This is a genomic window from Microbacterium oxydans (assembly GCF_900095745.1).
Classification (GTDB): Bacteria; Actinomycetota; Actinomycetes; order Actinomycetales; family Microbacteriaceae; genus Microbacterium; species Microbacterium oxydans_B.
Genome location: NZ_FMIR01000018.1, coordinates 533,275 through 556,139, shown reverse-complemented (window position 1 = coordinate 556,139; position 22,865 = coordinate 533,275). Strand labels below are relative to the sequence as shown.

Annotated in this window: 15 protein-coding genes; 11 read left to right on the top strand and 4 right to left on the bottom strand. The window is 68.5% G+C overall.

The window, feature by feature from the left end:
* Positions 1-17 precede the first annotated feature (17 nt).
* A complete protein-coding gene (locus BQ2383_RS15405; protein WP_091035816.1) occupies positions 18-1,238 on the top strand; it encodes a glycosyltransferase in 1,221 nt (406 codons plus the stop codon).
* On the opposite strand, the gene BQ2383_RS15400 is transcribed toward BQ2383_RS15405, so the two are convergent.
* From BQ2383_RS15400 to rfbA, 3 genes are read right to left on the bottom strand one after another with little or no spacing between them, the layout of a single operon-like run.
* A complete protein-coding gene (locus tag BQ2383_RS15400; protein WP_091035815.1) occupies positions 1,235-2,650 on the bottom strand; it encodes a sugar nucleotide-binding protein in 1,416 nt (471 codons plus the stop codon). The genes BQ2383_RS15405 and BQ2383_RS15400 overlap by 4 nt on opposite strands.
* Positions 2,650-3,648, bottom strand: coding sequence for a dTDP-glucose 4,6-dehydratase (gene rfbB, locus BQ2383_RS15395; RefSeq protein WP_091035812.1), 999 nt, complete (start codon positions 3,646-3,648; stop codon positions 2,650-2,652). The genes BQ2383_RS15400 and rfbB overlap by 1 nt, the downstream gene beginning before the upstream one ends.
* The gene (gene rfbA, locus BQ2383_RS15390; RefSeq protein WP_091035958.1) at positions 3,645-4,517 is read right to left on the bottom strand and encodes a glucose-1-phosphate thymidylyltransferase RfbA; all 873 of its coding nucleotides are present in this window, start codon (positions 4,515-4,517) and stop codon (positions 3,645-3,647) included. Before rfbA ends, rfbB begins: the two co-directional genes overlap by 4 nt.
* A 217-nt stretch (positions 4,518-4,734) precedes the next feature.
* Between rfbA and BQ2383_RS15385 the strand changes: the two genes are divergently transcribed.
* Positions 4,735-5,757: a glycosyltransferase family 4 protein gene (locus BQ2383_RS15385; RefSeq protein ID WP_091035809.1), complete on the top strand. Its 1,023-nt coding sequence runs from the start codon at positions 4,735-4,737 to the stop codon at positions 5,755-5,757.
* A 39-nt stretch (positions 5,758-5,796) separates the two neighbouring features.
* Here the strand turns inward: BQ2383_RS15385 and BQ2383_RS19545 are convergent, their stop codons facing one another.
* Positions 5,797-7,788 (bottom strand): glycosyltransferase, encoded by a 1,992-nt coding sequence (locus BQ2383_RS19545; protein ID WP_244176025.1) that lies wholly within the window; start codon positions 7,786-7,788, stop codon positions 5,797-5,799.
* 197 nt (positions 7,789-7,985) lie between these two features.
* Here BQ2383_RS19545 and BQ2383_RS15370 point away from each other — a divergent pair, with 197 nt between their 5' ends.
* The 9 genes from BQ2383_RS15370 to BQ2383_RS15330 all read left to right on the top strand — a co-directional run bounded on the left by BQ2383_RS15370 (position 7,986) and on the right by BQ2383_RS15330 (position 22,862).
* Entirely contained in the window at positions 7,986-8,939 is a 954-nt protein-coding gene (locus BQ2383_RS15370; RefSeq protein ID WP_244176024.1) for a glycosyltransferase family 2 protein, read from the top strand.
* Entirely contained in the window at positions 8,930-9,649 is a 720-nt protein-coding gene (locus BQ2383_RS15365; protein ID WP_091035807.1) for a CDP-alcohol phosphatidyltransferase family protein, read from the top strand. The genes BQ2383_RS15370 and BQ2383_RS15365 overlap by 10 nt, the downstream gene beginning before the upstream one ends.
* A complete protein-coding gene (locus BQ2383_RS15360; RefSeq protein WP_167381641.1) occupies positions 9,646-10,263 on the top strand; it encodes a hypothetical protein in 618 nt (205 codons plus the stop codon). Before BQ2383_RS15365 ends, BQ2383_RS15360 begins: the two co-directional genes overlap by 4 nt.
* Before the next feature lie 174 nt (positions 10,264-10,437).
* A complete protein-coding gene (locus BQ2383_RS15355; protein WP_205828738.1) occupies positions 10,438-10,989 on the top strand; it encodes a DUF4352 domain-containing protein in 552 nt (183 codons plus the stop codon).
* A gap of 85 nt (positions 10,990-11,074) precedes the next feature.
* On the top strand, positions 11,075-15,772 hold the full coding sequence (locus tag BQ2383_RS15350) for a PKD domain-containing protein (protein WP_205828739.1): 4,698 nt from the start codon (positions 11,075-11,077) through the stop codon (positions 15,770-15,772).
* A gap of 204 nt (positions 15,773-15,976) precedes the next feature.
* Positions 15,977-17,287, top strand: a complete 1,311-nt coding sequence (locus BQ2383_RS15345) for a hypothetical protein (RefSeq protein ID WP_091035798.1) — start codon at positions 15,977-15,979, stop codon at positions 17,285-17,287.
* Positions 17,288-17,342: 55 nt separating this feature from the next.
* A complete protein-coding gene (locus BQ2383_RS15340) occupies positions 17,343-18,695 on the top strand; it encodes a polysaccharide biosynthesis tyrosine autokinase (protein ID WP_091035795.1) in 1,353 nt (450 codons plus the stop codon).
* A 278-nt stretch (positions 18,696-18,973) separates the two neighbouring features.
* Entirely contained in the window at positions 18,974-21,517 is a 2,544-nt protein-coding gene (locus tag BQ2383_RS15335) for a right-handed parallel beta-helix repeat-containing protein (protein ID WP_244176023.1), read from the top strand.
* A 10-nt stretch (positions 21,518-21,527) separates the two neighbouring features.
* Complete coding sequence (locus BQ2383_RS15330) at positions 21,528-22,862, top strand: lipopolysaccharide biosynthesis protein (RefSeq protein WP_091035792.1); 1,335 nt, start codon at positions 21,528-21,530, stop codon at positions 22,860-22,862.
* Positions 22,863-22,865 lie beyond the last annotated feature (3 nt).

Genomic DNA, 22,865 nt, shown 5'->3' with positions numbered 1-22,865 from the left:
CAGCAACCCATGGAACGATGGAGGCCGCACGTGGTGCGTGCGCGGAACAGGGGGCTGACGTGGGGACACCGGTGACGGTCATCGTGCCGACGTTCAACGAACGCGAGAACGTCGCCGAGCTCGTCGCCCGAACCGCGGCCGCGCTCGCCGGGTGGGACGCCGAGATCCTGTTCGTCGACGACAGCACCGACGACACCGCCGTCGAGATCGAACGGGTCGCGGTCGACGCATCGATCCCCGTGCGGGTCATCCATCGCACCGAGAACACGAACGGACTGGGCGGGGCCGTGGTGGTCGGACTCGAGGCCGCGGCATCCGATGTCTGCGTCGTGATGGACGGCGACCTGCAGCACCCGCCGGAACTGCTCCCCGTGCTGCTGGAGCGTCACGCCGCCGGGGATGCCGACGTGGTGGCGGCGTCGCGCTACATCGGCGGCGGCGACACCAGCGGGCTCGGCACGGCGGTGCGCTTCGGCGTCTCCCGCGTGGCGACCTGGCTGACCAGGGCGATGTTCCCCCTCCGTCTCGCACGCAGCACCGACCCGATGACCGGGTTCTTCCTGGTCGACCGCCGTCGGCTCGACCTCACGGCGCTCCAGCCGCAGGGCTTCAAGATCCTCCTCGAGATCCTCGCGCGCAACGATCTGCGCATCGCCGAGGTGCCGATGGAGTTCGCGGAGCGCCGGCACGGCACCTCGAAGGCGAGCCTGCGCCAGGGGGCGACCTTCATCGCGCACCTCGCCCGGCTGCGCTTCGGGAAGATGTCGCTGTTCGCGCTCATCGGCGTGATCGGCGCGGCCGCGAACCTCGGGATCATGTGGGCGCTCACCGCCACGGGCGTGCCCTACGTCTGGGCCGCGATCATCGGCGCCGAGGTCACGATCATCGGCAACTTCCTGCTGCAGGAGCGGTTCGTGTTCGCCGACATGCGCACGGATGCCCGCGCCCTCGGCATCCGCTTCGCCAGCTCGTTCGCGTTCAACAACGTCGAGGCCGCGCTGCGCATCCCGGTGATGGCGCTGATGGTCGAGTCCTGGCACATCTCGAGCGTGCTCGCGACGGCGCTCTCGTTGATCGTGGCGTTCTTCGCCCGGTTCCTGTTCCACTCGCTCGTCGTGTACGCACCGCAGCGGCGACGCAAGGGCGACGACGCCGCCGCCGAACCGCCGACGGACACCGCCGCCCTGCGCGTCATCCGCGCGATCGATGCCGAGGCGATGAAGCCGGGCGAGCTCTAGCTGCTCGCGGCGAGGTACGTCTCGAGGGCGGCATCCGCGTCCCGCGGCGTCCATCCCGTCGCCTGGATGCGGCCGAGGTCCAGCACGCTGTTGAGCGGACGCGGAGCGACCGGACCGGCCTGGTCTGCGAAGTACTCCGTCGTGGTCACGTCGGTCACGCCCGACGGGTCATGCCCGGTCAGGCGGTAGACCGCGCGCGCGATGTCGGCCCAGGACCGCGGCTCTCCGGCGCCAGTCACGTTGTAGACGCCATAGGGCGCGTCGGTCGACAGCAGATGCAGGATCGCCGCGGCCAGGTCTTCGGTGAAGGTCAGGCGCCCGATCTGATCGCCGACGACCCGCGGAGAGATGCCCCGCTCGGCGAGCGAGGCCATCGTGCGCACGAAGTTGCGGCCCTCGCCGATGACCCACGACGTGCGGACGATGTAGTGCCGCGGAACCGTGGCGGCGACGGCGTCGCCGGCGGCCTTCGTCTGGCCGTAGACCCCGAGCGGGCGCACCGGATCGGACTCCGTGTACGGGCCCGCCTTCGTGCCGTCGAACACGTAGTCGCTGGAGACGTGCACGAGCGTGATGCCGTTCTCGGCGGCGATGCGCGCGAGCGCCGTCACGCCGGTGACGTTCGACGACCAGGCGTCACCGCGCCCCTCGTCGGTCTCGGCGAGATCGACCGCGGTGTAGGCCGCAGCATTGATGATCGCGCGGTAGTCGCGCCAGCGCCGCGCCGTGGCCAGGTCGTCGGCCCGCAGGTCGAGCGTGTCCCGGGTCGTGTACTCCACGTGCTCGGCGTCGCCCAGTGCGTCGCGCAGGGCGAGTCCGAGCTGGCCCGCGCCGCCGAGGACGAGGATCTTCTTCGGTCCGATCGGCGTCACGTCGGCGAGGCGGGGGTGCGCGAGGTCCTTGGGTGACACCTCGACGTCGGCGAGCGGGATCGGCCACGCGATGGCGGCGGTCTCATCCGCGAGGTTCAGGAACGAGTACTCGGCGTCGGGCGACCAGTGGTCGTTGACGAGGTAGGTGTAGGCCGTGTCCGCCTCGAGCGTCTGGTACGAGTTGCCGACGCCACGGGGGACCAGGATCGCGCGCGACGGATCGATCTCCGTCGTGAAGACCGTGCCGAACGTCTCGCCCGCGCGAAGATCGACCCACGCCCCGAAGATCTTCCCGGTGGCGACCGAGACCCACTTGTCCCAGGGCTCCGCATGGATGCCGCGCGTGGTGCCGACCTCATCGTTGAAGGAGATGTTGTTCTGCACCGGTCCGAAGTCGGGGAGGCCGGCGGCGACCATCTTCTCGCGCTGCCAGTTCTCCTTGAACCAGCCGCGCGAATCCCCGTGCACCGGCAGGTCGACGACGAGCAGGCCGGGGATCGGCGTCTCGGTGACCGTGAGCGCCTTGCCGAACTCCGTCATCACTGGCCCTTCGCCGCGTAGAACGACTCGGTCGCATCCTTGGCCGGTGCCCACCAGTCCTCGTTCTCCCGGTACCAGTCGATGGTCGAGGAGAGGCCGGACTCGAAGTCGGAGAACTGCGGCGCCCAGCCCAGCTCGGTGCGGAGTTTCGTGGAGTCGATCGCGTAGCGCAGGTCGTGGCCCGCGCGATCGGTCACGTGGTCGTAGGCGTCCGCCGGCTGCCCCATCTGCGTGAGGATGAGCTCGACGACCGACTTGTTGTCCTTCTCGCCGTCGGCACCGATCAGGTACGTCTCACCGATCTCGCCCTTGTCGAGGATCGTGAGCACGGCCGAGGAGTGGTCGTCGGCATGGATCCAGTCGCGCACGTTCTGGCCCGCGCCGTAGAGCTTCGGGCGGATGCCGCGCAGCACGTTGGTGATCTGGCGCGGGATGAACTTCTCGACGTGCTGGTACGGACCGTAGTTGTTCGAGCAGTTCGAGATCGTCGCCTGCACTCCGAACGACCGCACCCAGGCGCGCACCAGCAGATCGCTGCCGGCCTTCGTCGACGAGTACGGCGACGAGGGGTTGTACGGCGTGTTCTCGGTGAAGCGCTGCGGGTCGTCGAGTTCGAGGTCGCCGTACACCTCGTCGGTCGAGATGTGGTGGAATCGGCGCTCGTGCCGGCGCGCGGCCTCGAGCAGCGTGTAGGTGCCGATGATGTTCGTGTCGAGGAACGGTCGCGGGTCGTGCAGCGAGTTGTCGTTGTGCGACTCCGCCGCATAGTGCACGACGGCGTCGGTCTTCGCGAACAGCGCGTCGACGAGCTCGGCGTCGGCGATGTCGCCCTCGACGAGTTCGACGCGGTCGGCGGGGAGGCCGGCGAGCGACGCGCGGTTGCCCGCATAGGTCAGCTTGTCGAGCACGGTCACGTGCGCGTCGGTATGCGCCACGACATGGTGCACGAAGTTCGATCCGATGAAGCCGGCGCCGCCGGTCACGAGCAGCCGGGTCATCGCTTTCCTCGTTCCAGGAGCTCGAGCAGGTAGGAGCCGTAGCCCGACTTCACGAGCGCCTCGGCACGCACGCGAAGTTCGTCGTCGTCGAGGAAGCCCTGCCGCCAGGCCACCTCTTCGGGCACACCGATCTTCATGCCGGTGCGGCGCTCCATCGTGCGCACGTAGTCGGCGGCATCCGTCATCTGGTCGAAGGTCCCTGTGTCGAGCCAGGCGGTGCCGCGCGGCAGCACCTCGACCTGGAGCTTGCCGCGCTCGAGGTATTCGCGGTTGACGTCGGTGATCTCGTACTCGCCGCGCGCGCTGGGAGCCAGGTTGCGGGCGATCTCGATCACGTCGTTGTCGTAGAAGTACAGACCGGGCACGGCGTAGTTGCTCTTCGGGTTCTTCGGCTTCTCCTCGAGCGAGATCGCCTGGCCGTCGTCGTCGAACGCGACGACGCCGTACGCCTCGGGCTCGGCGACCCAGTAGGCGAAGACCGCGCCACCGTCGATGTCGGCGAAGCGCTTGAGCTGCGTGCCCAGGCCGGGGCCGTAGAGCAGGTTGTCGCCGAGGACGAGGGCGACGCTGTCGTCGCCGATGAAGTCCGCACCGATCGTGAAGGCCTGCGCGAGCCCGTCGGGCGACTCCTGCTGGGCGAACGTCAGCGAGATGCCGAACTGCGAGCCGTCTCCGAGGAGCCGTTCGAAGTGGGCGGCGTCGTGGGGCGTGGTGATGACGAGGATGTCGCGGATCCCGGCGAGCATCAGCGTCGACAGCGGGTAGTAGACCATCGGCTTGTCGTAGACCGGGATGAGCTGCTTCGAGACCCCCAGTGTGATCGGATGCAGTCGCGTGCCCGAACCGCCCGCCAGAATGATGCCCTTCATGATCCCCCTCGTGAAAACGTCGATGTCCATGGTGGCGTCACAGAAGGGACGGCCATCCCCTGCCGTCCGACGACCCCCACAGTCGTACGACCGACTCTACCGGGTCCCCTCGTCGCAGGGCGAGAGGATGCTGTGACACCCGCAGTGCCGAGCTCGGCGCGTGCACTGCCGAAAACCGATCCTTGTCAGGAGTTGCGCGGAGGTCCATAGTTGGCTCGTGGAATCCGAGGGTGGTGCCTCGCTGTCTCTCACCTGGGCTCATCGTGCCGAACAGTCGGTACCGGCCTGGGAGCGGAGCCATGCCAGGGGAGAGGTCCCGAGCGTCTGGCCCTACGGGCTGGATGCGCTGCGTGATCATGCGGCCGTGGAGGTGGTCGATCTCCCGCCGCCCGGTCGGGTCGCTCGTGTGCGAGCGCGGCTGGGCATCGGACCTCGCCCCGTCGAGGGCCTGGCCGTGACGTGGGACGAGAACACCGCGTATCGTCTGCAGATCCTCCATCCCCACGTCCGCTACGCCACCGGGGTCATCTGGCTCACCGACATGGCGCAGGCCGGATCCACTCCGACCCGCCTGCTCTCGATGCTGAGCGGGGCCGAGTCGGCGTGGGTGCTCAGCGAAGCGCAGGTCGACCCGCTCCGGCGCCTGCTGGGGAACCGGGGTCCGCGGGTCTTCCCGATCCCGTTCGGCATCGACAGCGACTTCTTCGGCGCGCAGCCCTTCCCGACGCAGCAGCGGATCGTCAGTGTCGGCAACGACCGAGACCGCGATCCGGCGACGCTCTACGCGGCGCTCGCACGCGTGCTCGCCGCGCGGCCGGAGACAGAGGTCGTGGTGCAGACCTCTTCTGATCTCGCACCGCCCGAGGGGGTTCGGGTGGTGCGGCACATGCCGCACGCGCAGCTTCGAGATCTCTATGCGACCGCCAGTGTCATCGTCGTCCCGACCAGGCCGAACCTGCACGCCTCGGGGATGACGGTTGCGCTGGAAGCGCTCGCGACCGCCCGCCCGGTCGTCGTCTCGGACACGCCCGGCATGAGTCAGTACGTGAGCGAGGGGCACTCCGGACACCTCGTGCCTCCGGGGGATGCGGAGCAACTCGCGGATGCCATGCTGAGGCTGCTCGAGGACCCGCAGCGCGCAGCCGAACTCGGGCGGAACGGCAGGGCCGAGGTGGAGCGCGGCTTCACGACGCAGACCATGGTCGCGGCCCTCGTGCAGGGACTGCTGCACGAGGTGTGATCGGGGTGGACGCGCTCCGACGCCGTGGCGCGATGCCGCTCAGCGGTGCCGACGCTTGAGGGCGACGCCTTCGCGGAACGCGTCCCGGTGCGCACGGCCGGCATCGGCCCACTCACGTCGGGAGAGGTCGGGTGACCCGGTCAGCGTCGATGCGGCGCGCCAGGCCTCGACGACCGTGGGTGCATCGAGGTCGCCGTCGTACATGAGCACCCACGCGGCGCCCACTTCGCGCGCCAGCGCCTCGTTCGCCTCGTTGCGCGGCACCAGTACCGGGCGCGCCATCGACAGGGCGGCGAGCACGCTGCCCGAGTTGTGCATGAACCGGTACGCCAGCACGATGAGCTCGGACGAGGTCGCGAGCTGGACGAGTTCGGCATCGGTCAGGAAGTCGAGGTGCAGCTCGACGCCGGGAAGGCCCGCGGTCCGCGCCCTCAAGTCGTCGCCGAGCTCGGGGGTGGACGGGCGCCCGCCGATCTTCAGGCTCAGCGTCGGCTCGGTCGTGACGGCCTCCGCGTAGGCGTCGATGAACCCTTCCAGGCCCTTGTAGCGGCGCACCCCGCCGAACGATCCGAGTCGACCGGGCACCCGCTCGGCCGCCGGGAACTTCGCGTACCAGTCGCGGTAGTGCCCGTGCAGGATCAGGCTGTGCGGCGTCCCCGGCGGGAGCGGCGTCGTCTCGTTGATGACGATCCGGTAGTCGGTGTGGCGATCGATGAAGCGCAGCAGCCACAACCGTGGCGCGTTGTCGTCGGGGAGCTCGATGTTGTGCACCGTCCGCACCACGGCGATCCGCCGCGAGAGGCGGTGCCGGAAGACGAGCGCGGTGGTGAGGAGGAACTTCCCGGTCGACTTCCACCAGGTCGAGCCGTGCAGCTTGGCCTCTGGCCAGTGCCAGTGGAAGGCGTCGTAGCGCCCGAAGAGCGCCGTGCCCCACGAGAAGCGCAGTCGCTCGAGCCCCTCGGTGGACCCCAGAGCCTCGTCGAGCATCTTGTTGTACGGGTTCGTCGTCGCACGCGGCGCGCCGAGTGACTGCATCACGCGGATGGTGGAAGCGGTCTCGGTCATGGTGGTGTCATCCTCCGATGGGCGACGGTACTCGTCGTAGCGGCGACCGAGAGCGGCCGCGATCGTGCCGCGACCTCGGTGCACGAGGCGCGTGCCTCTGGCGTGGTGGGTGATGTTGCGGGTCAGCGCGCCGAAGGCTCGTCGCAGACCGCCGACGATGATCCTGGCGACACCGCCGACCAGGGCGCGAACGCGCAGGACCCCTCGTCGCGCCCGCCCCTCGGTGAGCTGCAACTGGATCCGGGTGCCGGCGTTCGCCGAGCTGAAGGCACGCTGCGCCGCCCACGCCCGGCTGAGTCGCGCGGCGACGACGAGGTCTTCGGTCTCGGACTCGTTGCACCAGACGATCAGGCCGCCGCGCTGAGCCAGCTGTCGGGAGAACAGGGTGTCTTCACCGCCGCCGAGCCCCAGCGACGGATCGAAGCGCAGGCCGAGCCGGCGGATGGAGCGGAGGTCGAGCAGGAGGTTCCCCGCGGCCGCGACCTGCAGAACCGTGCCCGTCTTCCTCGGCGGTCGCCGGAACGTGCCGGAAGCGAGCAGCCAGGGATCGACGTCCTCGTCGAAGACGGAGATGACCCGTCCCATCACCGCGTCGGCTCCCTGCTCGCGCCAGACCGTGAGGAGAGAGGAGAGCCAGGCTTCCCGCGGGATCTCGTCGTCGTCGATGAAGGCGAGGAGGTCGCGATCGCCGCATTCGTCGAGGATCCGGTTGCGAGCGGCGACGATCCCCGCCGTCGGCTCGACCACGTAGCGAACAGGGAGCTCTGTGCCGGTGGCCACCTCGCGTGCCGACCCTTCCGGGTCGTTGTCGACGACGAGCACGTCGATGTCGAGACCGAGGTCGGCGCATTCAGCGATACGCGACGGCAGGGTGCGAAGCAGTGCCTCCAGGAGGTCCGGCCTCCGGTAGGTGGGTATGCCGATCGTCACTGCGATCATGTCGCTCGATTCCGGTCCCCTGGTCATCCGCACCATCCCCATGGCAGTCTCGCGCCTTCACTCCGGCGCGGGCATCATCGTACCGTGATCGCCCTGAAGCCCATGCCCGGAGGCGTCTCTCGCGTATAGTCGTTCTCCTGGGAGTCGACGTCGGTCGCGACTCTGGGGAATTCGGCCGGCGACCCGAGGTGATCCGCGATGCGGATCCGGGGGGAGAGAATCGCGTGTCAACCGAGCACGGTCGGCTCGCCGTGGTGGTCGTGAACTACGCCTCGGCGAAGCTTCTGCAGCGCAATCTGGTGGTCGTCGCGCGCGAGGCGCGGACGATCGACCCCGGCGCGACGGTGATCGTGGTCGACAACTGGTCCACCGCTGACGAGCGTCGAGCCGCGGAAGACGTCGCGCGGGCGAACGAGTGGGTGCTGATCGCCCCCGAGTCCAACACGGGCTTCGGCGGCGGTGTGAACATCGGCGTGGAGCGCGCGCTCGCCGACGGGGCGACCGACGTCCTGGTCATCAACCCGGATGCGCACATCGACCGCGAGTCGCTGCGCCGACTGCAATCCGCCACCGCGGCTTCCCGGAAGACACTCGCGTCACCGATGATCTCCGACTCCGACGGACGCACGTGGTTCGCCGGTATCGACCTCCTGCTCGACGACGGCACGATGCGCGCACGACGCAAGCGCGTGTCGGGTGATCCGCAGCCTTTCGAACCCTGGCTGAGCGGTGCATGCCTGTGGATCACGCGTGAGGTCTGGGAGCTCGCCGGAGGATTCGACGACGACTACTTCCTCTATTGGGAGGATGTCGACTTCTCGCGGAAGGTCGTGTCGGCCGGCGGATCGCTGGCGCTCGTCGAAGACGCGAGTGCGGTGCACGACGAGGGGGGCACGCAGCGCGCCGATCCCCAGGTCTCGCGGGCGAAATCCGAGACCTACTACTACTACAACATCCGGAACCGGATGCTCTTCGCGGTGCGTCACCTCGATGATGCGGGCGTGCGGCGCTGGCGCCGCTCGATCCCGCGAACAGCCCGCGAGGTGATCCTCCGCGGCGGACGCCGTCAGCTGATCCAGTCGGCCGCTCCGATCCGCGCCTACCTTCGCGGGGTGCGAGAGGCTCGACGGATCGCACGCACCCAGGGGACCGATCGGAAGGGCAGGAAATGGTCGTAGACGCATACCGACGTCTCGCGCGCGCGCAGAAGGGCCATGCACGTGGTGCCCCCGCGTACTCCGTGTACGTGAACCGACGGATCGGACGGGTCCTCGCCGCCGTCGCCTACCGCATCGGGCTCACGCCGAACCAGGTCTCGATCATCAGTGCGGTGCACTCCTTCGTCGCGATCGGACTCATCGCGTTCGGACCCGTGAACGTGCCCATGGGCTTCCTGATCGCGGTGCTGCTCGTGCTCGGCTACGCCTGGGACTCCGCCGACGGCCAGGTCGCGCGTCTGCGCGGCGGAGGCAGTCCGCAGGGCGAATGGCTCGACCACTTCATCGACACCCTCAAGATCGCATCCCTCCACCTCGGGGTGCTGATCGGTCTCTACCGGGTCCTCCCGGAGACACCGGTGCTGCTGTTGATCCCAATCGTGTTCAGCATCGTCGCGTCGACGACCTTCTCGGGGATGCTCCTCAACGACCTGCTCAAGGGCAAGCACGCGGTGGCGTCGACCCACGAGCGCGGTGGGGGCACGCTCGTGCGATCGCTCGTCCTGCTGCCGACCGACTTCGGTCTGGTCTGTCTCGTCTTCGTGCTGTGGGGGTGGACGCCGGCGTTCCTCATCGGCTACGGCCTGCTGTGCGCCGCTGCGGTCCTGTTCCTCGCGCTCGCCGCGGTCAAATGGTTCCGCGAGATCGGAAGGCTCGGTGCCGACGCATGACCGGTGAGAAGATCCTGGTCGTGTGCGCCGCGAACGTCTGCCGGTCGCCGTTGGCGGAGCTCGCCTTGCGACGGGGACTCGGGGAGGACTCATCGATATCGGTCAGCAGTGCGGGCGTCCGCGCGACCGAGGGTGATGCGATCTGCACGCTGGTCTCGTCGCTCCACGATGACGAGGGATGGCGCGAACAGGCGCAGTCCCACCACGCGCGGCCGGTGACCATCGACCTCATCGAGCAGTCGACCCTGATCCTCACCGCATCGCGGGACATCCGCGGCGAGCTGGTGCGGCTCGCTCCGCGCTCGCGCGACTGGATGTTCACGCTCAAGGAAGCCGCCCATCTCGGAGCGGGATTCTCGTCGACAGGACCCGACCGTGTGGCGGATTACGTCGCGTATCTGGATCGAGCGCGGTCCCGGGCGGTGCCGCTCGCCAGCAGCGACGGAGTCGGGAGCAGGATCCGACGTCTTTTCGGAAACCGAGGATCCGCCGACCCGGCGAGCATCGCCGACCGGCACGGCAGCCGGGGCCACCGCGATACCCTCGCCGAGGTGCAGTCGTCGACGGCGACGATCCTCGCCCAGCTCGGCGGGCACCGACGGCACGCATCCTGAGCGAACCCTTGTGGTTTCCCGCTCCCCGCACTATCATTAGCCGATGCCGCGTTCTGCGCGGTGGGGACCGAGGCCGAGGGGGCTTCGGAATGGGGATCTGGGTTCTGGGGAGCTGCAGTGTTCAATGTTTCATCATGCCGTCGTGGGGACGGCACTTCGCGCTCGAGACGCGCGATGTTCATCGCGCCTCTGGTGGCGCTCGCACTCGTGACGGCAGGCTGCACCGCAGCCCCCGACGCCTCCGAGTCGCCGACGCCCGAGGGCACCAGCACCACGGACTGGACGCCGCCTGCCGAGGATGAGGCCGCAGGGCCCACCGAGGCGCCGTCACTGACGGAGGAGAGCGGAGCGCTCGACGAGCCGATCGCCCTGTCGACCGACATGGTCGTCACGATCGACAAGATCTCGACCATGACCGTCAAGCCGGAGACGCCGGGCGAGTACGCCGGTCCGGCCGTCGTGGTCGCCGTCTCCGTGTCCAACGACTCGAAGCGGGCGCAGAGCGTCGAATCCGCCGTCGTCAGTCTGACGACGGACGACGGAGATATCGGGGTCGGCACGACCGCGGGGCCGAACAAGCCGCTGACGGGCGATCTGGCCGCCGGCGCGAAGGCCACCGGGACCTACGTCTTCATGCTCGATCCGACGAAGGGGCGCTCCGTGAAGATCAGCGTCAACTACGCCGCGGGCGAGCCGGTGGCGACCTTCGCCGGCACGCTGTCCTGACAATGAGCGCGCTGGCGCGCACCGATCTTTCATCGCACTTTCGCAATTTCATACTCAAGAACGTTCGGCGGCTGGGGAGTCACTAATGGGGAACACAACAATCACGAAGCGGGCGCTGGGAGCGCTGGCTTCTGTCGTGACAGCAGCGTTGCTGGTCGCGGGGATGACGACGCTGGGGGCACAGGCCGCTTCGGCTGCCGACGTGTCTCCGCCGCCGCTGCTGCAGCGGGATGACAACGTCGTGACGTCGGATCCGATTCCGACGGTCCAGATCGACAACGGCTACGTCTGGGCGCAGACGACGATCGGCTCGACCGTGTACGCGGTCGGCAAGTTCGACAATGCGCGCGCGCCTCTGGCGGTCCCGGGCACGAGTCTGACCGCGCGGTCGAACGTCCTCGCCTATGACATCAACACGGGCCAGCTGCTGTCGTTCGCGCCGCAGGTGAACGGCGTGATCAAGGCGGTCGCGGCCTCGCCCGACGGCAGTCGCATCTACATCGGCGGGTCGTTCAACTCGGTCAACGGACAGGCGCGCTGGAACTTCGCCGCCCTGGATGCGGCGACCGGCCAGCTGGTGCCGGGGTTCAACCCGTCGATCGGCGGCACGGGCGTCTACGCCTTGGCCACATCCGGGTCGAGTGTCTACGTCGGTGGTCTGTTCACGCAGGGCAACGGCACGGCCCGCAAGAACCTCGCCGGCTTCAACGCCGCCAACGGCGCCCTGCTGAGCTGGGCACCGCAGAGCGACCTCCAGGTCGACGCGATGGTGATGGACCCGGCAGGGCAGAACGTCATCGCCGCCGGTCGCTTCTCGCAGGTCAACGGCAACCTGGCGATGCGCGGCACCGTCGCGCTCGACAAGACGACGGGCGCCGTCGACACCGCCTGGGCCCTCCCGCAGACCGTCAAGAACGGTTCGATCACCGGCGCCAACTCCGGCAAGGCCGGCATCTTCGGCCTGGCCGCCGATGCCAACGCCGTGTACGGCACCGGCTGGGTGTATGCCGACGCCGCCACCGGAAACCTGGAAGGGACGTTCGCGGCAGAGGCCGGGACCGGCCAGGTGCGCTGGATCTCCGATTGCCTCGGCGACCACTACGGCGTCTACTCCACAGGCAAGGTCGTGTACACGACGAGCCACACGCACGCCTGCGGCACGATGGGCATGCACCCCGAGCAGAACCCGCGCACGCACCGCTACTCCGAGGCTTACACGGCCGACGCCCGCGGCACGCTGGGGAACCAGCCCGCGGCCGGCAGCACCTACAAGAACTGGGCCGGTACACCGGCGCCGTCCGGCTACGCCTGGACGCCCGACTGGGCTGTCGGTGTGACGACGGGCATGGGGCAGGCCGGCCTCTCCATCACCGGAGCGGGCAACATGATCTCGATCGGCGGAGAGTTCCGCTCGGTCAACAACGGGCGCTTCGAGGGCCTCGTGCGCTTCTCGACGACGCCTCCGGGCGGAGCGAAGGACGGTCCGCGTCTCTCCGGAGCGAACTGGACCGCCACCGCGCAGTCCTTCATCCCCGGTCGCGTGCGCGTCTCGATCCCCTCGAACTGGGATCGTGACGATCTGACGCTCACGTACGAGCTGCGACGCACGGGCACCGCGACGCCGGTCGCCACTCTGACGGCCGACGCGACCTGGTGGAACCGCCCCACGATCAGCCTCGAAGACAAGACGGCGCCTCCCGGGACTCAGCAGGAGTACACCGTCGTCGCGAAGGACGGCAACGGGAACGCGGTGAGCAGCCAGGCCGTCAGCGCGACGGTGACGGCAGGGGCAGCATCCACGTACGTGGATGCCGTGACCGCCGACGCGCCGCAGCTCTACTACCCGCTGGGTAACTCCCCGCAGGACTGGGCCGGTACGAACACGCCCGTCTTCGGCTCGGGCGTCACGACATCCACGTCCGGCGTCGCGAACACCGCGACGGGAGCATCGACATTCACCGGTACCTCCACGGGACGCGTCGCGACGACGAACAAGGTCGCCGCACCCTCCGAGTACTCGACCGAGCTGTGGTTCAAGACCAACTCCACCACCGGTGGAAAGCTGATCGGCTACGGGAGCGCCGCCTCCGGCGACTCCACCAGCTACGACCGTCACCTCTACATGACCAACAACGGTCGGCTCGTCTTCGGCGCCTATGACGGGAGCACTCGGACGATTCAGAACAGCACGGCCCTGAACAACAACGCCTGGCACCATGCCGTGGCGACGCAGAGCTCTGCGGGGATGAAGCTGTACGTCGACGGCACGCTCGTCGCATCCGACGCCTCCGGCACCAGCGCGGAGAACTACCTCGGTTACTGGCGCATCGGCGGGGACAACCTCAGCAGCTGGCCTTCGGCACCGAGCTCCAAGTACTTCAAGGGAGCGCTCGACGAGGTCGCCGTCTACCCGTTCGCGCTGACACCGGCCCAGGTGCAGACGCACTACGGCGTCGGCAAGGGCTTCCAGGCACCGACCGCGTCCTTCACGGCGACCGCGACGGATCTCGATGTGGCCTTCGACGCCGCCGCCTCGGCTCCGGCCGGCTCCGCGACGATCACCGACTACCAGTGGGACTTCGGAGACGAGTCGCCGGCGGGCTCCGGAGCGACGGCTTCGCACACGTATGCGGCTTCCGGAACCTACACGGCGAAGCTCACCGTCACGGACAGCAACGGGCTGGCCGCGACGACGGAGAAGCCGGTCGTGGTCCAGGCGGCGAACGTGCTGCCGACAGCGTCCTTCGAGGTCACCGGGACGGGACTCTCGGTCTCCGCGGATGCGTCCGCATCCACCGATTCCGATGGCACCATCTCCTCGTACGCATGGAACTGGGGTGACGGAACGACGTCGACCGGCCAGGTCGCCAGCCACGTGTACGCCACGGCGGGAACGCGCACGGTGACCCTGACGGTCACGGACAACCGGGGCGGCACCGCGACGACCACGCGTCAGGCGGTCACCACTCACGCAGATCCGGTCGCGACGTTCACGTCGACGGCTTCGGGCATGACCGTGAACGTCTCGGCGGCCGGGTCGAGTGCCTCTGACGGGGCGACGCTGTCCTACTCCTGGAACTGGGGCGACGGTACTCCCGCCGGTTCGGGAGCCACCGCCGGTCACACGTACAGCCAGGCGGGTGCACATGACATCACCCTGACGGTGACCGACAGCCTCGGCGGGTCGGCGAGCGTCACGAAGTCCGTGACGACGCAGGCTCAGGTCTTCGCGGCATCCGACTCGTTCGGCCGCGTGGTCTCGAGCGGCTGGGGTGCAGCCGATGCCGGTGGCACGTGGGCACCCATGAGCGGTTCCGCCGCTGTCACCTCCGTCGGCGACGGAGTGGGCAAGGTCAACCTCACGCCGGGTGAGACCCGCGAGATGCTCCTGCAGGGCACGTCTCTGCTCGACACCTCGGCACGGATCAGCTACACGCTGTCCTCCGGGCCGTCGACGGGTGTCGCCTATGAAGGGCTCGGCGCACGTCGGTCCGGCTCCAACGGCTACCGCGCACTCGCATGGCACCGCGCCGACGGCAGCTCCTGGCTCGTGATCCAGCGCAACGGCACGGCGATCGCCAGCACCGCTGTCGCAGGTCTCACGTGGACAGCGGGAAGCACGTTCAACCTGGCGATGGAGACGACCGGTTCGACGACCACCACCATCCGCGCCAAGCTGTGGGCGGGCGGAGCCGCAGAGCCCGCCAGCTGGCAGCTGTCGACGACGGACGCGACTCCGGCCCTCCAGGTCGCGGGAGCGCCCACCGTGTACTCGTACCGTTCCGGCACGGCGACCGGCACCAACCTCGCGAGCTTCGACGACTTCACGCTGAAGAACCTCGGCGCCGTGGTGCCGGATCCCGAGCCGGAGCCCGAGCCCACCAACGTCGCACCGGTGGCCGCCTTCTCGGCGACCGCGACGGCGTTGACGGCCAACGTCGACGGCACCGCGTCGACGGATTCGGACGGCACCATCGCTTCCTACGCCTGGAACTTCGGCGACGGCTCCACGGGCACGGGTGCGACCAGCTCCCGTACCTACGCCGCAGCCGGAACCTACACCGTGACGCTCACCGTGACAGACAACAAGGGGGCGACGCACACCGCGACCAAGCAGGTCACGGTCGCCGCGGCTCCTGTCGACCCGGATCCCGAGCCCGAACCCGCTCCGTTGGCAGGCGACGAGTTCGAGCGGACCTCCGGCCCCGGCTGGGGCAGCGCGGTCGTGGGCGGCGCCTGGACGATCGCCGGCGGCTCGCAGGCAGCGGCCACCGTGGCGGACGGCCAGGGCAAGATGGCTCTGATCGCCGGGGACACGCGCCACGCGACACTCAACACGACCTCGATCACCGACGCCGTCCTTCAGACGCAGTTCCGCGTCGATCAGGCCCCGGCAGCGGGCGGCGCGTACATCGGAGTCATCGCGCGTCAGTCGGCCGCAGGCAAGTACCTGGTCCGGGCATGGCTCCGTCCTGACGGGACCATCTGGCTCGTGGCTCACCGCGACGGCACCGTGCTGCTGACGCAGCCCGTGTCAGGGCTCGCCTTCACGGCGAACACTTCCTACACGTTGAAGGTCTCCGTCACCGGCACGTCGCCGACGGCGATCTCGGCGAAGATCTGGGCGTCGGGTGGCACGGAGCCGGCGAACTGGCAGCTCAACGCGACGGATGCGACGCCGTTGCAGGGGGCCGGTTCGGTCGGCCTGAGCGGCAACCGCTCGGGGAGCGCGACGGCGGCACTCGGTGTCTCCTTCGACTCGTTCCGGGTGACCGCCCCGTAGCGGAGCGACGCGGCGCACGTGAGGTGCGCTCCCGTCCGTCGGTGCTCACGCGCCGGCGGACGAGGGCGCGCCTCACTTGTTCGTGAGTGCTGACGTGTTACATATTGACTGCGGCCCGAGCGCATAGCGCCCGGTGACACCGGCGGGGAGGACAGGCTCATGAGATTCGTTCCGCGCCACCACCCCCGAGTAGGATCCTGACGCATGGCCACTGCTGTTCCGATCGTGCTCCTCGCAGTCGGAGGTCTCGCCGCACTGGCCCTCGTCGTTCTCGTGCTCCGGATGATGCCTCGAGCGGCATTCGTCATCTGGGCGTGCGTGCTCTTCTTCGTCCCCCTCTGGGTGGGGGTGAACATCGGCTTCTATTGGGCCGCGATCACGCTCCTCACAGCGCTGCTGATCGTCGTCAACTGGTCGATCGTCCCGCTGAGGGCGGCCGACGCGTGGGTGGCGGTGTTCATCATCGTCACCGTCGGCCTGTACGCCTTCGGCTCCGTGGACCTCGCGTCCCTCGTCGCCGCGCTGCTCGAATGGGTGATCCCCTATATCTGGGGCCGCGTGGTGCTCGCCCGGGTCGGCACCGCATGGGTGACCTCGACCATCGCGATCGTCGCCGTGGTCGCCGCGACCCTCGCCGTCGTGGAGTTCTTCACTTCGTTCAACCCGTTCGTGCTCATACCGGGGTCGGGGGTCATCTACGACACCTGGAGCCCGCTGCAGGAGCGCGGGGGAGTGCTGAGGGCGGAGGGCGCTTTCGGACACTCGATCGCGCTCGGCGCAGCCCTGGCCATGTCGTCGGCGTTCGTCGTCGCGACCAGGTGGCGGCTCGCCCCGAAGATCAGCGGGGTGGTGATCATCGCGGTGGCGACGGTCCTCACCTTCAGTCGCGTGGGACTCCTGACGCTCGTGCTCACGCTCATCCTCTCCACATTCCTGATCGCTGGGGTCTCCACCCGGTTCCGGGCGACCGTCGCCGTGGCCGGTGCGGTCGGAACGGCCATCGTCATCCCCATCATCGATACGGTCTTCGGAGCAGCGGGGGAAGAGGCGGGCGGTAGCGCGGACTATCGGACGGACCTGCTCGTGCTCCTCGAACAGGTGCAGGTCTTCGGCAACCCGGGCGACTGGCATTCCCTGGTCTCGGGCGATTACTACCTCGGCTACTTCGCCAGATCCGTCGACAACGCACTCGTCCTCACCCTGCTGCGGTACGGGTACGTGCCGACCTTCCTCATCATGGCTGCCGTCGTCTGCGCGGCGTGGATGGCACTGAGGCGTTCGACGCGAAGCCCCGCCGCGCTCGCGGTCGTCGGACAGCTTCCGAGCCTGGTGGTGGTCGCCCTCATCACGCAGTACAGCATGTTCCTCTGGTTCTGCGTCGGCCTGGCCATCACCTGGGCGAGAGACTCGGCGATGCTCGGAGGGGCCGATGACGAAGCCGCGGGCGTCGACATCGGCCCGCCGGAGGGGCTGCGGCTGCCGCAAGGTGCCAGGGCGTCGCATCCACAAGGGTGAGGATGCCGAAACGTTGACTCATCTAGAATCGAAATCTCAGGGGGAATGGGGAACCATGGGCGAGAGCCGGGTCAGTCTGCGCGTCATCGTGAGCTCGTTGCGCAAGTTCTGGTGGCTGATCGTGCTGTCCGCCGTTCTCGGGGCGGCGGGGTCATACGGATATGCGTCCTTGCAGACGCCGCTCTTCCAGGCGACGACCTCGCTGTACTTCGCCCTCAACCAGGGAACCAGCGCCTCCGACCTCAACCAGGGATCGGTGTACACGCAGAGCCAGATGCTGTCGTTCGCTCAGCTCGCCACCAGCTCGCGCGTGCTCGAGCCCGTCATCGAAGAACTCGACCTCGACACCACGCCACACGCTTTGGCCCGTGACATCGAGGTGTCGATCCCGCAGAGTACGGTCACGCTCCGCATCACCGGCATCGCGGACGACGCAGAAGCATCGGCCGAGCTGGCGAACGCCGTCGCAGACCAGCTCATCGTCGCCGTCAAGGATGTGGCTCCCAAGGATCCGCAGGGCGAGTCCACGATCACCGCGCAGGTCATCGACGATGCGGTCGTGCCGGAGTTCCAGTTCACCCCGAGCAAGCCTCGCGATGCCCTTCTCGGCGGCTTCCTCGGCGGGGTGCTCGGCCTCGCCGTCGCCATCCTGATCGGGGTCCTCGACACCCGTGTGCGCAACGAGGAGTCGCTCACGCAGGCAGGGGGCGACCCTGTGCTCGGTGTCGTGTCGAAGTCCCCGCTGCTGGCGACGCGCGGCATCGCCGTGGCGCAGGAGCCGCTGGGGCACACATCGGAGGAGTTCCGCCGCATCCGCTCCGCCCTCGCCTATGCGAATGTGTCGTCGCGCGTGAAGGTGCTCCTGGTCACGTCGGGCATGCCGGCCGAGGGCAAGTCGACGGTGTCGGTGAACCTGGCCATGACGCTCGCGGGCCTCCGCAACTCCGTGCTGCTGATCGACGCCGACATGCGCCGCCCGCGCGCGCACGAGCACGCCGGCATCGATGGGTCCATCGGTCTCACGAGCGTGCTGCTCGACGAGGTCGAGTTCGAGGTGGCCAAGCACAGCGTCGCCGACAGCACGCTGGACATCCTGCCCGCCGGCACGGTGCCTCCCAACCCGGCCGAACTGCTCACGTCGTCGCGCATGGCGCAGCTGCTCGATTTCGCCGCAGCCGAGTACGACTACGTCGTTATCGACTCTCCCCCCACGCTGAGCGTTGCGGATGCGAACCTCTTCGCCACCCAGACAGACGGAGTCATCCTCGTCGTCGATGCGACCAAGACGCGCCGTGCCGCGCTGACGAAGAGCATCAAGTCGCTCGAGTCCGGTGGTGCCCGCATTCTCGGGACGGTGCTGAACAGGGCTCGACCCGATAGACATCGCAGCGAGTACTACAGCGATTGACCGCTGACCGGGGTTCACGCCATCATGGCGTATATCGGTCGGAAGGCGGTGCCCGTTTGTCTTTGCCTCCTGAGCCGGTTACTCTTCATGAGTTGCGAGGGGGACTCGCACTTCACCGCCGGGGTGTAAACAGCGGCGAGGTGCTGGTTGATCGTTGAACCTGCCCCAGAAAACGGTGACATATGTCCCTTCCGTTCCTTGAGCTCGCCTCATCCCGAAAGACCTCCCGCCAGCCCCGACAACACCGCCGACGAGCGCTCGCGGGTGCTCTCGCCGCCGTGTTGGGAGTCACAGCCGCGCTGACGTCGGTTCCGGCATCCGCGTCGGCAGACCTGGCGCAGGGAGCGGCGCGCCCGGCGGCGGCGGCTCCTGCCCCCGTCATCGACGACGACATGGACCGCACGGTCGGCTCCGGATGGGGTTCTTCGGCGGTCGGCGCGTGGCGCGTCACCGAAGGCGCCTCCAGCGTCACCGGAGATGTGGCTCTCCTGGCGAGCCGCAAACCCGGGATCACCGCCCGGGCGACCGTGGCCGGCGTCTCGGCTGCCGACGTCGACAGCCGGTTCTCGCTCTCGATCCCGAAGCTCCCCGTCGGTGGGCCGCTCTACCTGGCACAGGCTGTCCGGGTCTCGGGGAAGGACTCGTACGGAGTGCGGGTGCGCGTGCACCCCGATGGCTCGGCCTACGTGTCCGTCGTCCGACTCACCGACCTCACCGGGGTTCAGAACCTCGCCGAGCGTCGCCTTCCGCTGACCGTGAAGAGTGGGACCTCGCTGGACGTCGCATTCCGAGTGACCGGCACGAACCCCGTCGCCCTCTCGGCGAAGGCATGGGTCTCGGGTGCCGCAGAGCCGTCGGCGTGGCAGGTCTCGCACTCGGATGCATCCTCCGCGCGCCTGCAGAAGCCGGGTGGCTACGCTTTCGCGCTCTACACCTCGTCCGGGGCGAAGTCGGCGGTACCCGTCGGCATCGATGACATCCGCGCCACCGCCGCTGGTGCTCCGGCGCCGGCCCCTGCTCCGGCCCCCACGCGTCCACCGGCACCGACCCCGGCACCCGCACCGGCGCCCGCACCGGCGCCTGCTCCGGCACCCGCACCGGCGCCCGCTCCGGCACCGGCTCCCGGGCCCGTCACTCCCGCGACTCCGGCAGGTGTGCGCGGTGAGCCGGGTGCACGAGTCCCGGGCTCGCTCTCCTACGACGCCCCGGCGACGGCGATCTACGCTGCTCCCGCGGGCTCGGACGGCGCTGCCGGCACCAAGAACTCGCCGGTCAAGACGATCGGCGCCGCCCTGCGTCTGGTCCCGAATGGCGGGACCATCGTTCTGCGTGGCGGCACGTATCACGAGCAGATCGTGATCCCCCCGCAGAAGAAGGTCACCATCCAGCCGGCGTCGAACGAGGCGGTCTGGCTCGACGGCGCGAAGTCCGTCACGGGGTGGAAGGCATCGGGGAGCACCTGGGTCGTCGACGGCTGGACGACGAAGCTCGATTCGAGCCCGACCTACACCAAGGGCGCTCCCGACAACACGCAGGCCGAGTGGCGCTTCGTGAACCCGGAGCGTCCGATGGCCGCCCACCCGGACCAGGTCTGGGTGGCGGGCGTGCAGCTGCGCCAGGTCGCCACCGCGGCGCAGGTCAAGGCCGGGACGTTCTTCGTGGATGACGCGGCGAAGCGACTCGTGATCGGCACGAACCCGACGGGCAAACCCGTCGAGGCGAGCGTGCTCACACAGGCGCTCTCGATCCGTTCGGCCGGTACGGCGATCCGTGGGATCGGCGTCCGTCGGTACGCCACCACCGTCCCCGAGATGGGCACGGTGATCGCGGCTGCCGCCGACGTGTCGCTCACCGACGTGACGATCCGTGACAACTCGACGACGGGCTTCTACTCGTGGTCTCCGCGGACCACGCTGAATCGGGTGTCGCTGATCGGCAACGGGCTGCTCGGCGGAGGAGCCTCGCAGGCCGACGGGCTCAAGGTGACGCAGATGCTCTCGACCGGGAACAACTCCGAGGGCTTCAACCACTCTCCGGTCTCGGGCGCCTTCAAGGTCACTCGAACGCAGAAGGTGACGGTGTCCGACAGCGCCTTCACCGCGAACAACGGGCGGGGACCGTGGTTCGACGAGTCCGTCATCGACATCGCCTTCACCGGCAACGACGTGATCGGCAACACCGGTCATGGTGTCATGGTCGAGCTGTCCGAGCGGGCGATCGTCGCCGACAACATCATCGCGCGCAACGGCGACTTCGGTCTCTTCGTGCTCAACTCCGGCAACGTGAAGATCTGGAACAACACCTTCGTCGGCAACGCGAACCGCAACATCAGCATCGGGCAGGATGCGCGCAGCGCCTCCGATCCGAACGCCGCGGGTCACGACCCCCGGACGAGGTACGCCCCGCTGGCACCGTGGACCGTGCGCAACACGGTGGTATCGAACAATGTCATCGCGGAGAGCGCGGGCAACTGCCTCGTGTGCGTGCAGGACTACTCGCTGAGATTCACCGGCGCGCAGATGGTGTCGAGTATCGACGGCAACCTGTATCACCGCACGGCGCCGGGCACACCGAGATGGTTCTCGGCATGGTCCCGAGGCGCGGTGTCGAAGGACCCGACGGTAGCCGACACGCTTGCGGCGTTCACCGCGGCGACCGGTCACGACCGGCGATCGCAGTTCGTCGAAGGGGCGAGCGTCGTCAACGGGGAGTTCATGCTGCTCGCCACCCGCGCGTCCGCAGGGGTCCCGGTGCCGGCAGATATCGCCTCGGTATCGCGACTCCCCGTCAACGGCGCGTCGCTGGGAGCCCGACAGCGGTGACGATGTAGGTATGGGTTCACTTCTCGCTGTCGGCGCCCGCGCGCTGACGATGGTCATCGCGCTTGTCTGTGGCGTTCTCACGACGCGCATGATCATCGGAGGCGCGGGCGTCGACAGCTTCGCCCTTTACACATTGCTGACCACGATCCCCTCGCTGCTGACGTTCACCGACCTCGGCAGCGGGGCGGTCCTGGTCAACGCCGTCGCGACGAGCGACGACGTGCGCACCGACGAGAAGCTGAGGTACCAGCTCACCTCCGTCGGACGCGTGCTGCTCATGTTCGCGGCCAGCGCGATGGCGATCAACACCGTCCTCGTCCTCACCGGCGCCTGGGAGCTGGTCTTCGGAGAGGCCGGCGGACGCCCGGGTGCGTCGCTGGCGGCGTTCTACTGCGTGACCATCTTCTGCCTGGGGATCCCGCTCGGCATCTGGGTGCGCATCATGCTCGGACAGCGCCGCAACCACGTCGTGATCCTGCTGCAGGGCTTGATCTCTCCGCTCACGATGGCCGGGGTGTGGCTGATCCTCACGTTCGGCGGGGAGAACCTCCATTCATTCGTCGCGATCGCCTCGTTCGCGGCGTCCTTCTTGGTTTCCGTGCTGGGCATCCTGATCACGGCGCGCACGACGTCGCCGCTGATCCCGTCGGCCGTGCGGATGGTTCTGCGTCCGCGCCGTTTCCCCGGCGTGCGCGTGATGGATGTCGGCTGGCCGATGCTTGCGCAGATGGTGACCTATCCCATCGCCGTGGGATCCCAGCGATACGTCATCGCGCAGCTCGGCGGGCCGACCGATGTCGCCGAATACGGCGTGGCCGGACAGGTCTTCTTCGCTCTCAACGGGCTGGTGATGGCCGGTGGCCTGGCCCTGTGGCCACATTTCGCGCGAATGCGGCATGACGGCGATCTCCGGCGTGGCCCCTTTCTGCTCTCCGCCCTGTTCGCCGTCGCCATCGCGGTCGCGACAGTCATGGTCTGGCTGGTCGGTCCCTGGCTCTTCGGCTTCATCACGCAGGGCGAGCTGACGGTGCGGCCGAGCACCATCTTCGCCTTCGGGCTGATGATCATGATGACCGCGGCCGTGTATCCGCTGGGCATGTTCATCATGGACAAGCCCGGCATCCGATTCCAGGTGATCCCCACGCTGAGTATGGCGGCTGTCGGAATCGGACTCTCCTTCGTCCTCACCCCCGTGCTCGGAATCGCCGGACCTCTGATCGGCGTCGCGTTCGCGCTGCTGGTGTGCCAGCTGATCCCGTTCTCGATCTACATCGTGCGACACAAGACCCGGCTCACTGTCGGCAGCCAGGAGTCGGTGGCGCAGCCGAGCGACGACGCCGCGTAGCCA